Origin of the sequence: Burkholderia sp. LA-2-3-30-S1-D2 (assembly GCF_001523915.2) — a bacterium.
Taxonomy (GTDB): Bacteria; Pseudomonadota; Gammaproteobacteria; order Burkholderiales; family Burkholderiaceae; genus Burkholderia; species Burkholderia diffusa.
The window spans coordinates 2,285,351-2,297,724 of the sequence record NZ_CP013384.1 but is presented as its reverse complement, the minus strand read 5'-3'; the positions used below and the strand labels follow the sequence as shown (position 1 = coordinate 2,297,724).

Sequence of the window (12,374 nt, the reverse complement as noted above, 5' to 3'; positions counted from 1 at the left end):
GCGGGGCTTTTTTGTGTGCGGTTACGGGCGCGGCCGTTCGACCGCCCACCGCAGCTGAAGAGCATCGCGACGCTGCTGAACACGAGCGAGCACAGGCTCACGCGCCGGCTGCAGGAAGAGGGCGCATGCTTCGGCGACATCTCGAATGCGGTGCGCAAGACGCACGCGCAGGCGCTGGTCGCCGAAGGGCGGTTGTCGATCAAGGAAAATCGCGGCGGAACCGGGGTTCAGCGACATGTCGCCGCTCTCGCAGGCGCACAAGCGCTGGACCAGCGTCGCGCCGAGCGTGTCGTGGCTGGCGGGAACGCGCTCGTAGCGGGCGGGATGCGGGTTGCGGTTGACCCTCCCGCGCGGACCGTTCATCGTGTCGGTTCCACGCCGATTCACCGGCCTCACACGGAATGACTTGCCATGAAACTGTTGCTCGTCGGCGCGACCGGACTCGTCGGGCGTCACGTCCTTGAAGCCGCGCTGGCCGATGCGCGGGTGGACCAGGTCGTCGTGCTCGCGCGCCGGCCGTTGTCGCCGCATCCGAAGATGCGCGCGCTGGAGGTCGACTTCGATCATCTGCCCGAGGCGGCCGACTGGTGGCAGGCCGACGCGGTGATCTGCACGCTCGGCACCACGATGCGCGTCGCGGGCTCGCAGGCCGCATTTCGACGCGTCGATCACGACTATCCGCTCGCTGTCGCGCATCTCGCGCATCGGTCCGGCACGCCGACCTACGTGCTGAATTCCGCGCTCGGCGCCGATCCGGGCTCGCGCATCTTCTACAACCGCGTGAAGGGCGAGGTCGAGCGCGCGCTCGCGGGCATCGGGTTCGCGTCGCTGACCTGCGTGCGACCGGGCCTGATCGGCGGCAGCCGCGACGAATTCCGGTTCGGCGAACGGATGCTGGTGCTTGCGTTGAGCGTCGCCGGGCCGCTGCTGCCGCGGAAGTGGCGCGTGAATCCCGCGCCGCGCATTGCCCGCGCGCTGCTCGACGCCGCGCTCGAGGCGCGCCCGGGCGTGCATGTGATCGGATCGGAACGGTTGGCCTGAACCGGAACGGGCGACGACGCGCTGCCGACGGCACGGATGAACGAACGGACGGCCTGCGCCGGCTGTTCGCGCACGACGCCGTCGAGCGGGCCGAACTGCTGTAAGACTGTTTCGTCACACCACGCAATGGCGGGACAAGTAGCTGCACGCTGACCTACGATGAAGACATCGCGTCCGTCGTCTGCCCAACCGTGTGCACCCACTACCGCGCCCCTGATGAAGACCCGGGTATCAGCGAGCTGAGGATCGGCATCGGCGACCTGTTTCGTCGCGCTCCGTGGGAGCCCGACGTCTATCCGGATTACGCGGCACCCATCGCGCGTGCCGACGGTGACGGCCTCGCGGTCGTCCGCGCGGTGTTCGGCTTCTGGCCGAAGTTCATGCAGCCCGAGCGTCTCGACGAGAACGGCCGTAAGCGAAAGAAGCTCGATACGGTGAACGCGCGCGCGGAAACGATCGGTTCGTCGCGGCTCTACGGCAACGCCTGGCGCAACGGCCAGCGCTGCCTGATTCCAGTGCGCTGGATCTTCGAGCCGTGCTACGAAACGGGCCGCAACGTATGGCACCGCATCGGTGTCGACGGCTGGCAACCGTGCTGCGTCGCCGGTCTCTGGCGGCGTTACGAAACCGCCGATGGCCATGAGTGCATCGGCATGACGATGCTCACGGTCAATGCCGACGATCATCCGGTGTTCGCGCGCATGCATCGGCCCGGCGACGAGAAGCGGGGCGTCGTGATCCTGCGTCGCGACGACTACGACGAATGGCTGCATGCGCGCGACGTCGAGGCTGCGCGGCGCATGCTGACGCTCCTTCCCGCCGGCGACATGGTCGCCGCATCCGATCAGGTGTCGCCCGCCGGCACCTGAGGTTTCGTTTTCCCTGCATTTTTCATACGTTCAACTGACGCATCCGGCCTCCGGATGTGCTCGGCTTTCCCGGGCGATCTGCAAAACTGCCAGACACCGGGTAATCACCGATATCAGCCATGTTGTATATACAAGATGATCCGCTGGCACTCTCGGCGCGGGTCGTGTCGGCTGCGCGCCCGCGTGCGGACCTTGCGTGGCGCGTGCCCCGGCGATCCACGGCGCGCCGCACCCGACGAGTCGAAGGGGCGGCTCGGCACGTTCCCCGTCTCGTCCAAACCATTTGCGATCCTCAGTATCCTGGAGATTTTCCCGTGTCGACGAATCCCAATGGAAAAGCCGGTGGTCTGATCGAGGTACGCTCGATCGATTTCATTCCCGACGCCGAACGCCACGGCGGCCTGCTGAGCCAGTTCACGCTGTGGCTGTCGGCGAACATGCAGATCACGGCCATCGTCACGGGGGCGCTGGCGGTCGTGCTCGGCGGCGACGTGTTCTGGTCGCTGGTCGCGCTGCTGCTCGGCCAGTTCGTCGGCGGCGCGGTGATGGCGTTGCACGGCGCGCAGGGGCCGCAACTCGGCTTGCCGCAGATGATCTCGAGTCGCGTGCAGTTCGGCGTCTACGGCGCGATGATCCCGATCGTGCTCGTGTGCCTGATGTACATCGGTTTTTCCGCCAGCGGCTCGGTGCTGGCCGGGCAGGCCGTCGCGCAACTGCTGCACGTCGACGACGCGGCCGGCATCCTGCTGTTCGCGGCCGTGATCGTCGTGCTGACGGTGTTCGGCTATCGTGCGATCCACTTCGTCGGCCGGATCGCGAGCGTGGTCGGGATCGTCGCTTTCGTCTACATGTTCGCGCAGCTGTTCGCGAACCACGACGTCGGCGCGCTGCTCGCGAACCGGCACTTCTCGCTCGCGAGCTTCCTGCTGTCGATGTCGCTGTCCGCGTCGTGGCAGATTGCGTTCGGCCCGTACGTCGCCGATTATTCGCGCTACCTTCCGCGCTCGACTTCGTCGGCCGCCACGTTCCTCGCGGTTGGCCTCGGCTCGGTGATCGGCGCGCAGGCGGCAATGGTGTTTGGCGTGTTCGCGGCCGCGCTGGCCGGCAGCCAGTTCGCGCACCATGAGGTGTCCTATATCGTCGGCCTCGGCTCGACGGGCGCCGTGGCTGCGTTGCTGTATTTCACCATCGCGTTCGGCAAGGTGACGGTGACGGCACTCAACGCGTACGGCAGCTTCATGTCGATGGCGACGATCGTCAGCGGTTTCCGCGGCAAGGGCGCGGTGTCGTCACGCAGCCGTCTCGCGTACATCTTCGGGATGATCTGCGTGTCGACGCTGATCGCGCTCGCCGGCCGCCATTCGTTCCTGAAGGAATTCACCGCGTTCATCCTGTTCCTGCTCGCGTTCTTCACGCCTTGGAGCGCGATCAACCTGGTCGACTATTACTGCTTCACGCGCTCGCGCTACGATGTGCCGGCGCTGTCCGATCCGGACGGCCGCTACGGCCGCTGGAACGTGATGGCGATCACGATCTACGTGGTCGGCATCCTGGTGCAGCTGCCGTTCATGTCGACGCATATCTACACGGGCCCGCTCGTCGACGCGCTCGGCGGCACCGACATCTCGTGGATCCTCGGCCTCGTCGTGCCGGCAGTGCTGTACTACGTCGGTGCGCGTGCATCGCGACGCAGTATCCCCGAGCGCCTGATCCTGCCGCTCGAACGCGGCGAGGTTCAGCACTGAACTGACTGACGCATCGCGTCGCCCGCGTGCCGGCAGGCAGCCGAGCTGTCCATGCCGGTGCGTGCGTTTCCCGATTGCGGTGCCGCGTACCGGCACCGTGCGGATCGCCGTGTGCTTACGAACGCGCGGCGACCGGCGCGCGGCGGCGCTGGATCATCTGCAATGCGACCAGCGCGAGTCCCGCCGCGGCGATCAGCCCGCCGACGAGCGGCACCGCCCCATAGCCGAAGCCGGCCGAAATCGCCGCACCGCCGGCTGCCGCGCCGAGCGCGTTGCCGAGATTGAACGCGCCGATGTTGACGGCCGAGGCGAGGCCCGGCGCTTCGTGTGCGGCACGCATCACGCGCATCTGCAGCGGCGGGACCACCGCGAACGTCGCGACACCCCAGACGAGCAGCGTGACCGCGGCACCGACAGGCGTGCGGGCGAGCAGCGAGAACGCGGCCATCGTCATGATCAGCAGTACGAGGAAGCCGATGAGCGTGCCGTCGAGCGAGCGATCGGCGAGGCGGCCGCCGGCGATGTTGCCGATCGAGAAGCCGACGCCGATCAGCACGAGCATCGAGGTGACGAAGCCGGGTGTCGCGCCTGTCAGGTGTTCGAGCGTCGGGGCGACATACGTGTACAGCGTGAACATCGCGCCGGCGCCGAGCACCGTGGTCCCGAGCGCGCCGAGCACGACGGGGCGCGTGAGCACGGACAGTTCGGCACGCAGGTTCGGCATCTTGCCGGCTGCGCCCTTCGGCAGCGCGGCCAACAGGCCGGCGATCGCGATCAGGCCGAGCGCCGCGGTTGCCGCGAACGACATGCGCCAGCCGATCATCTGGCCGAGCCAGGTCGCGGCCGGCACGCCGCCGACGTTCGCGATCGTGAGGCCCATGAACATCGTCGCGACCGCGCTGGCCTGCTTTTCACGCGGCACGAGGCTCGCCGCGACCACCGAGCCGAGCCCGAAGAACGCGCCGTGGTTGAGGCTCGTGACGAGCCGTGCGAGCAGCAGCGTCGTGTAGTCCGGCGCGACGGCCGACAACAGGTTGCCGATCGTGAAGATCGACATCAGCGCGATCAGCGCCGAGCGATGCGACCAGCGCGCGAGCAGCAGCGTCATCAGCGGCGCGCCGACCATCACGCCGATCGCATACGCGCTGATCAGCATGCCTGCCTGCGGAATCGACACGTGCACGCCGTCGGCGATCACGGGCAAGAGGCCCATCGGCGAGAACTCGGTCGTGCCGATGCCGAAGGCCCCGGCGGCGAGCGCCAGCAGCGGCAGCGCGGCGCTGCCGCCCGGGCGGGAAGGGGAAGAAGTCGTGCTGTTCACGCGATGAGCTCCTGCAAGCATTGGGCAACGGCACCGGGCCATTGCGGACAGGGTGAAGTGTGCCTGCATTACTTTTGCGGAAAAAGCCGCGCTCCGGCGAAATTATCTTGATTCGATATCAACAATCCGGAGTCGAGGCGGTATGTGCGTGCGGCCCGTGGTGCGCAGGTTTCAGCGATTCGTCGGCGCGGCTCGCCGTCGAAAAAAGCCCCGGTCACAGGGGGGCCGTGACCGGGGCGAAAAGCATCCTCTCTTTGGCACGAGGGTTGGATGCGGGCGCAGTATATTTCGGGGCATGACCTTTCGAAATGACGTTAAACGGCCACTTTTGGTGCCAATTTAAAAATTCCGACGTGACGGCGTCGTTCATCGTCGATCTGAAAGATTTTTCGTCGGTCCGAGCGGATGTTGAGTACGCGATGACGGCGAAGCCGGCTGAATCCACGGCCATGCGACGACGCGGAATCCACCGCCCGCGCACGGATGGCGCGTGCCGGCGATCGATCATTCCGCCTGGCCGGCCGCGTCGCGCACTGCTTCGAGAAACCGCGCGACGACGGGAGACGCCGGCACCGCCGCACCGTCGAATACGAACTCGATGTCGAAGCGGCTCGCGAGTTCGTCGAGCGCGACGAGCCGGACCGTGCGCGGGCACGTCGGCGACGCGCTTTCCGGCACGAATGCGCAGCCCATGCCGGCCGCCACGAGACCGATCAGCGTCGGGATGTCGCTACCCACCTGCGCGATGCGCGGCGTGAAGCCGGCCTGTTCGCACTGCACCATCAGGAAGCGGTGGTGCGCCGCGGAGCGCTGCGCGTCGAACCAGACGAACGGTTCGTGTGCGACGTCGGCGAGCGTGCGCGGCGCGCGGAAGCGGCCGCCGGGCGGCGCGGGCATCGCGAGCACGAAGCGGTCGCTCAGCAGCCGCACGCCCGACAGATGCGGGGCTTCGTCTCGGCGCCACGCCATGATGCCGCCGTCGAGCTGGCCGCGCATCAGCGCTGCCGCCTGTTCGGCAGACAGCATCGGCGCGATCGATAGCTTCACGTCCGGACACGCGTCGCGAAACGCCTTCAGCACGTTCGCGACGACCGGCAGCGGCAGGCAGTTCGGTAGCGCGCCGAGGCGCAACTCGCCGAGCTGGCCGGACGCGCTGCGCAACGCGCGTTCGCGGCTGTCCTGCAACGTCGCGAGCAGGCCCGTCGCATCCTGCAGGAAACTCGCGCCGGCCGCCGTCAGCGTGACGCCCGTCGCGCGGCGGATCAGCAGCGGCGTGCCGATCGCATCCTCGAGCTCGCGAATCTGCCGCGACAGCGCAGGCTGGACGATGCCCGCCGCGCGGGCGCCGGCCATCACGCTGCCGGCCTGCGCGACGGCCACGAAGTAACGCAGGTGACGCAGTTCGATCTGGCGCATGCGGTGTCGACTCCGGTTGTCGGCCTTGATTCGGGGGATATGCCTGTCAAGCATAGCAAGTGCCATTCGATGGTATTGGAAAAGCATGGCGGACGTGCCGTACGATGATCGAAGTTGCCGGGCCCGTTCACGGGCCGCGTGCGTTCCCTTTGTCCCGACCGTGTCCCGCACCATGCCGCTTCATATCCAGACCCCCTATATCCGCTCGCAAATCGCGTCGCGCCGTCTCGGCAAGCACATCCGATTGAAGCTCGACGCGCTGCAGCCGTCCGGTTCGTTCAAATTGCGCGGCATCGGCGCGGTGTGCGAAGCGCGGCATGCGGCCGGCGCGCGCCGGTTCGTGTCGTCGTCGGGCGGGAATGCGGGCATCGCGGTTGCGTATTGCGGTCGCGAGCTCGGCGTGCCGGTGCTCGTCGCCGTGCCGGAAACCGCGTCGGCCCGGGCGCGGGCGCTGATCCGCGCAGAGGGCGCGGAGGTGGTCGTACACGGCGCGAGCTGGGTCGAGGCGAACGCTTACGCGCTGTCGGCCGTCGGTGCGCAGGACGCGTTCGTGCATCCGTTCGACGACCCCGTGCTGTGGCAGGGGCACGCGACGATGATCGACGAGATGGCGGCGGCCGGCCCGAAACCCGACGCGGTCGTGCTCGCGGTCGGTGGGGGCGGGCTGCTGTGCGGCGTCCTCGAGGGGCTTGCACGCAACGGCTGGCACGACGTGCCGGTCGTCGCGGTCGAGACGGAGGGAGCGGACAGCTACGCGCGCTCGGTCGCGCAGGGGCATCCGGTCGAATTGCCGGCGATCACGAGCATCGCGACGTCGCTCGGCGCGAAGCGGCCGTGCGACGCGGCGGTCGAGTGGGCGAAGCGGCACGCGATCCATCCGGTCGTCGTGTCGGATGCGCAGGCGGTGGCTGCGTCGCTGCGGTTCGTGGACGAGCACCGGATCGTCGTCGAGCCGGCGTGCGGCGCCGCGCTGGCCGCGCTCGAACAGCCGGTGCCGGTGCTTGCTCGTGCGTCGGATATCGCGGTGATCGTGTGCGGCGGCGTGACGGCGACGGCCGAGCAGTTGCAGACGCTGAACGCGACGTTGCAGTAACGCGGTGGCGCGCGTGCCGCGGCGCAGCCGGGCGGCGATGCGGGCGAAGACGTAACGACGGCGTGATCGCGCGGCGGGAATGATCGCGGGCGTTCGAGGACCCGGGATTCATGTGGCCCGCGCGACGGGGTGCACTCGATCGCCGGTCACGTTACGGCGCGCATGCGCAACCGGCCTTCGGGTGTACGAGGATCACGTGGCGCGGCGGGGAAGGGCGCACATGGCGCGCCGCGCGCGACGGGCGCACGACGTGGAGAGACGGTCGCGCGATCAGTTCGCGGACGGCGCGCTGGCACCGGTCGGTGCGGACGAGGCGACTGGATCGGCGGCAGCGGGCGCGGGGGCCTTGTCAGCCGATACCGGAGCAGCGTTCGCGGGGGCCGGTGCCGAGGCTGCCGGGGCAGGCGCGGCCGATGCCGACGTTGGTGCAGTTCGCGTGGCAGCGGCAGGCGTCGATGCGGGCGGTGCCGAGGCAGACGCGGGCGTTCGAACGGAGGCAGGTGCCGAAGCCGACATCGAAGCAGGCACAGCCGACGCGGGTGCCGGAGCCGATGCCGAGGAGGAAGCCGGGACTGCGGTCGAAGCCGACGCAGGTGCCGAAGCCGATGCCGAGGGCGAAGCCGGCACGCCACCCCGCATCGCCACCGGCGCGACCACGGCCGATGCCGCAGGCGAGGCAGGCGCGGCCGACATGCCCGAAGCCGGCGCGACGCCCGGCCCCGACAGCGGCCCCGGCACCGGCGCGGCGGGCGGCGTCGGCACGACCGGCGTCGTCATCTTCATCGGTTCGCCCTGCGGCGTCGGCGCGGGTTCGGGCAGTGGGGTGACGGGTTCCTTCTCGGCCGCCTTCACGGTCGCGCGGTCGCGGCGGGCCGGATCGATCTTCAGAAAATGCTCGACGAGATTGAAGAAGCGCTCATAGAACACGCCGGCGGGAATCGTCTCGCTGGCGGTCTTGACGAGCGCGTCGTCGCTCGACCCGATCGGCAGCGACAGCGAGCCGAACACGCTGAGCCCGACGCTCGCCGACGTATTCGACTTCTTCAGCGTGTAGCGGTCCTGCACCGCGTTCACGTACGCGATGCTCGACGAGCCGTCGGCATTCGCGTCGGCGCACACGACGTGAAACTCGATCACGACGTGCATGTCGTTGCTCGGCTGGAAATTCTTGCTGCCGTCGACCGCATCGTTGCGCGACGACGACACCACGTAGCCCTGGCTCAGCAGCGCGCGCCGCGCGGCCTCGCAGGACGCGTCGGATTTCGAGCGGAACGTGTGCGCGTACGGGCTGCTCGTTGCGTCGAACTGCTCCTGCTGGTAGATCGGCTTGGGCGGCGACGAGCACGCCGCCAGCACGGTCGCGGCCGCGAGCGCGCACGAAACGGAAAACAGGCGAAATCGGTTGTGCATGGCGTCTTTCAGAAGGCTCGGCGAGATGCGCGGGGCTGCGGGCGCAGCGGCGGGGCCGGTGCGATGCGCGTGGCAATCTCGTATGGCCGGGGCGTCATTATAGTTTCGTTTGATGTCGCGCTCGCTTCAGGCGGTCGGCGCCGGCCGCGCGGCGGCGAGCAGTCGCGACGCCAGCGGGTGGTGTTCGCCGCGCCGCGAGCGGATCGCATGGATCTCCTCGGTCACGTCGCCCGCCCGGCCGAGCCGGCGCAGCCCGCGCAGCAGCGACGCGTCGTTCGCGCCGAGTTCGCTGAGCGGAAACACGCCGAGGCCGCGCGCCGCGAACACGGCCATCAGCGCGCTGTCCTCGAATTCCCCGGCCACGCGCGGCACGATCCGTTCCCGTTCCAGCCACAGGTCGAGGCGGGCGCGCAGCGCCGAGTGGGCGGTCGGCAGCAGCACCGGCAGCTCGGCGAGGCACTGCGGAAAGCGCTGCCGCGCAGCCGGCGTGACGAGTGCCGCGGGTCCGTACCAGTCGACCGGCGACGCGACGAGCCGCTCGCTCGTCACGCGCAGGTTCGACCCCGACGGCGCGCCCTGGCCCGCCAGCACGAGGTCGAGGTGATGCAGCGCCAGTTCCGCGAGCAGCGCGTCGTGCTCGCCCTCGTGGCACAGCAGCCGCAGCGTGGGCGTATCCAGCACGGGCGCGAGGATCGCGTGCGCGGCGAGCTTGGAGATGCCGTCGGCGAGCCCGACCGCGAGCCGCACAGTCGGCTGGCTGGCCGCCGCGCGCACTTCGTCGGGAATCAGCCGGCCCATCTCGAAGATGACCTCCGCGCGCGCATATGCGGCCTGGCCGGCGTCGGTCATCGCGACGCCGCGCCCGGCGGGGCGCAGCAACTGGTGGCCGAGCGACTTTTCCAGTTCGCGGACCTGCGCGCTGATCGTCTGCACGGCCATGTCGAGCCGCGCGGCCGCGCGCGCGAATCCGCCTTCCTTCACGACGACCCAGAAATAGTACAGATGTCGGAAATTGAGCATCGGATCGTAATTTCGGAAAAACCGAACCAAAAATCAGATTCTCTCTGATTTTTACGAAGTTCGTGGCGGCATATCATCTGGCTTTCCACTTTCGTATCGGCCCATTCATGGACTACCTGCTGACGCTTGCCGCCGACCCCGCCGTCTGGGCCGCGCTCCTCACGCTCGTCGTGATGGAAGTCGTGCTCGGCATCGACAACCTGATCTTCATCTCGATCCTCAGCAACAAGCTGCCGGAAGCGCAGCGCGCCCGCACGCAGCGCCTGGGCATCGCGCTCGCGCTCGTGATGCGCCTCGCGTTGCTCGGCAGCGTCGCGTGGATCGCGAGCCTCACCGAACCCGTATTCACCCTGTTCGATCACGCGTTCTCGTGGCGCGACATGATCCTGCTGTCGGGCGGCCTGTTCCTCGTGTGGAAAGCGACCACCGAGATCCATCACCACGTGTCGCACGACGGTGAAGGCGCGGGCGGTGCCGGCGGCGCGGCCGGCCTGACGATGTGGGCCGCGATCGGCCAGATCGTGATGCTCGACATCGTGTTCTCGATCGACAGCATCGTGACTGCGATCGGCATGACCGAACACGTGCCGATCATGTTCGTCGCGGTGATCGTCGCGGTGAGCGTGATGCTGTTCGCAGCGCAGCCGCTCGCACGCTTCATCGACCGCAACCCGACCATCGTGATGCTCGCGCTGTCGTTCCTGGTCGTGATCGGCATGACGCTGATCGCCGAAGGGTTCGGTTCGCACGTGCCGAAGGGTTACATCTACGCGGCGATGGCGTTCTCGGCCTTCGTCGAAGGCATGAACATGCTGGCGCGGCGTGCGAAGGCGAAGCGCGCGGCACGCACGCAAGGTCACTGAGCCACCGCGCGTGACGCCGGCTGTGGCCGGCTCGCGCGCGTCACACGGAACCCGGACGACATTCGCCCGGGAAGGAGAGACGCGATGAAATGCCCTGTCTGCAAGACGCCCGACCTGCTGATGGCCGAGCGCCAGTCGATCGAGATCGACTACTGTCCCACCTGCCGCGGCGTGTGGCTCGATCGCGGCGAACTCGACAAGCTGATCGCCCGAGAAACCGATGACGCGCCGGTACGCCGCGACACCGCGCCGGCGCCACCCGATGCGCCCGCGCCGCGCGGTCGCGACGATGGCTGGGGTCGCGACGGACGCTCGCACGACGAGCGTTACCGGCACGACGGCCGGCGTCGCAAGAAGTCGGTGTTCGACCTGTTCGATTTCGATTGAAGCCGCCGGCAGCCGCCGCATGCCGCGCGTCGTGAAACAAGCCCCGCACAGGCGTTGCCTGGCGGGGCTTGTTCATCGTCGGTACGGCCTCGGGCAGTGCCGGAGCGCGACGCTCATGCGTCGCCGGCTTTCACGTCGATACGGCGCGGGCGGGCTTCTTCGCGACGCGGAATCGTCAGCGTGAGCACGCCGTCGCGCAGGTTCGCGTCGATCCTCGACGTGTCGAGGTCCGCACTCAGCGCGAACGTGCGCACGAAGCGCGGCGCGCGAACTTCCGCATGCCGCACGCGCAACTCGGCCGGCGTGTCGATGCGTGCTTCGGCTTCGATCGTCAGCGTACTGTCGTGCACCTTCACGTCGAGGTTTTCCCGCGGCACGCCGGGCAGGTCGGCGCGCAGCGTAACGCACTGCGAATCTTCGACGATGTCGACGGCCGGCACGATCGCGGGCCGACGCGATGCGTCCTCGGCGGCGGCGGTAGCGCCAGCGGACGGGGTGCCGGGCTGGCGTTCGGTCAGGGTCTGGCTCGTATTCATGTCGTTCTCCCGAAGGTGATGCCGAGGTTACTGGACGGTGATGGCGCGCGGCTTCGATTCTTCGCGACGCCCGACGCGAATCAGCAGGCAGCCATTTTGGTAGCGGGCGCTGACGTTGTCGGGATCGGCGTTCTGCGGCAGCTCGACCACGCGGCGGAACTTGCCGTGAAAGCGCTCCTGCGCATACGTGCGCACGTCGTCGCCGGCTTGCTGCGGCACGGGCTTGCGCTCGCCGCTGATCGTCAGCAGATCCTTGTCGATCGATACGTCGAAGTCCGCCGCGGCCATGCCGGGCGCGAACGCGACGATTTCGATCGTGTCGTCGGTGGCGCCGATGTTCAGCGCGGGGAACGCGCTCGGCCGGCCCTCGCGGATGCCGGTCGGAAGCCTGCCGAACAGGCCCGCCATCTGGCGCTGGACGCGGGCGAATTCGTCGAACAGGTCGTTGCCGAAATAGAGATCGCTCATGATGGTCCTCCTGCACGTGAAGCGCGGAATACGCGACGGGCGCTGACGACAAGGTGCCGCGCGGTTTTCCGCGGGATTGAAACGGGGCGGTGCGCGATATCGGCACTGCCCGGCACCGCGTAATTAGAGGTCGTCGAAATGTATTTCAAGAGGGAAATCGCACGTTGCATCGCCGCAGCGCGACGCCGCGAATCGATGCGACAAT

13 protein-coding genes are annotated in these 12,374 nt (G+C 68.3%); 6 read left to right on the top strand and 7 right to left on the bottom strand.

What is annotated here, in order from left to right; genetic code table 11:
- Window positions 1-21: 21 nt before the first annotated feature.
- A complete protein-coding gene (locus tag WS66_RS33795) occupies window positions 22-363 on the bottom strand; it encodes a hypothetical protein (protein WP_159086580.1) in 342 nt (113 codons plus the stop codon).
- Between the two features lie 48 nt (window positions 364-411).
- Between WS66_RS33795 and WS66_RS23480 the strand changes: the two genes are divergently transcribed.
- From WS66_RS23480 to WS66_RS23470, 3 genes are all read left to right on the top strand, one after another.
- Window positions 412-1,041 carry an NAD(P)H-binding protein gene (locus tag WS66_RS23480; RefSeq protein WP_059603495.1) on the top strand — a complete coding sequence of 210 codons (630 nt, stop codon included), beginning with the start codon at window positions 412-414 and terminating at the stop codon, window positions 1,039-1,041.
- A gap of 191 nt (window positions 1,042-1,232) precedes the next feature.
- Window positions 1,233-1,910 carry an SOS response-associated peptidase family protein gene (locus tag WS66_RS23475; RefSeq protein WP_059603497.1) on the top strand — a complete coding sequence of 226 codons (678 nt, stop codon included), beginning with the start codon at window positions 1,233-1,235 and terminating at the stop codon, window positions 1,908-1,910.
- 314 nt (window positions 1,911-2,224) lie between these two features.
- Complete coding sequence (locus WS66_RS23470) at window positions 2,225-3,655, top strand: purine-cytosine permease family protein (protein WP_059603500.1); 1,431 nt, start codon at window positions 2,225-2,227, stop codon at window positions 3,653-3,655.
- A gap of 115 nt (window positions 3,656-3,770) precedes the next feature.
- Here WS66_RS23470 and WS66_RS23465 read toward each other — a convergent pair whose 3' ends face one another.
- Together WS66_RS23465 and WS66_RS23460 are read right to left on the bottom strand one after the other, a co-directional pair.
- The gene (locus tag WS66_RS23465) at window positions 3,771-4,976 is read right to left on the bottom strand and encodes an MFS transporter (protein WP_059603502.1); all 1,206 of its coding nucleotides are present in this window, start codon (window positions 4,974-4,976) and stop codon (window positions 3,771-3,773) included.
- Window positions 4,977-5,480: 504 nt separating this feature from the next.
- Window positions 5,481-6,392 (bottom strand): LysR family transcriptional regulator, encoded by a 912-nt coding sequence (locus tag WS66_RS23460; protein WP_059603504.1) that lies wholly within the window; start codon window positions 6,390-6,392, stop codon window positions 5,481-5,483.
- A 172-nt stretch (window positions 6,393-6,564) separates the two neighbouring features.
- Here WS66_RS23460 and WS66_RS23455 point away from each other — a divergent pair, with 172 nt between their 5' ends.
- On the top strand, window positions 6,565-7,485 hold the full coding sequence (locus WS66_RS23455; RefSeq protein WP_059603507.1) for a pyridoxal-phosphate dependent enzyme: 921 nt from the start codon (window positions 6,565-6,567) through the stop codon (window positions 7,483-7,485).
- A 270-nt stretch (window positions 7,486-7,755) separates the two neighbouring features.
- Here the strand turns inward: WS66_RS23455 and WS66_RS23450 are convergent, their stop codons facing one another.
- Both WS66_RS23450 and WS66_RS23445 read right to left on the bottom strand, forming a co-directional pair.
- On the bottom strand, window positions 7,756-8,895 hold the full coding sequence (locus WS66_RS23450) for a DUF2242 domain-containing protein (protein WP_059603510.1): 1,140 nt from the start codon (window positions 8,893-8,895) through the stop codon (window positions 7,756-7,758).
- Between the two features lie 126 nt (window positions 8,896-9,021).
- Window positions 9,022-9,915, bottom strand: a complete 894-nt coding sequence (locus tag WS66_RS23445; protein ID WP_059603513.1) for a LysR family transcriptional regulator — start codon at window positions 9,913-9,915, stop codon at window positions 9,022-9,024.
- 107 nt (window positions 9,916-10,022) lie between these two features.
- On the opposite strand from WS66_RS23445, the gene WS66_RS23440 reads away from it, so the two are divergent.
- Both WS66_RS23440 and WS66_RS23435 read left to right on the top strand, forming a co-directional pair.
- Window positions 10,023-10,778 (top strand): TerC family protein, encoded by a 756-nt coding sequence (locus tag WS66_RS23440; protein WP_059603516.1) that lies wholly within the window; start codon window positions 10,023-10,025, stop codon window positions 10,776-10,778.
- Between the two features lie 84 nt (window positions 10,779-10,862).
- Entirely contained in the window at window positions 10,863-11,165 is a 303-nt protein-coding gene (locus WS66_RS23435) for a TFIIB-type zinc ribbon-containing protein (RefSeq protein WP_059603519.1), read from the top strand.
- A gap of 113 nt (window positions 11,166-11,278) precedes the next feature.
- Here the strand turns inward: WS66_RS23435 and WS66_RS23430 are convergent, their stop codons facing one another.
- Both WS66_RS23430 and WS66_RS23425 read right to left on the bottom strand, forming a co-directional pair.
- On the bottom strand, window positions 11,279-11,701 hold the full coding sequence (locus tag WS66_RS23430) for an Hsp20/alpha crystallin family protein (RefSeq protein ID WP_059603522.1): 423 nt from the start codon (window positions 11,699-11,701) through the stop codon (window positions 11,279-11,281).
- Between the two features lie 27 nt (window positions 11,702-11,728).
- Complete coding sequence (locus WS66_RS23425) at window positions 11,729-12,169, bottom strand: Hsp20/alpha crystallin family protein (RefSeq protein WP_059603525.1); 441 nt, start codon at window positions 12,167-12,169, stop codon at window positions 11,729-11,731.
- Window positions 12,170-12,374: the final 205 nt, after the last annotated feature.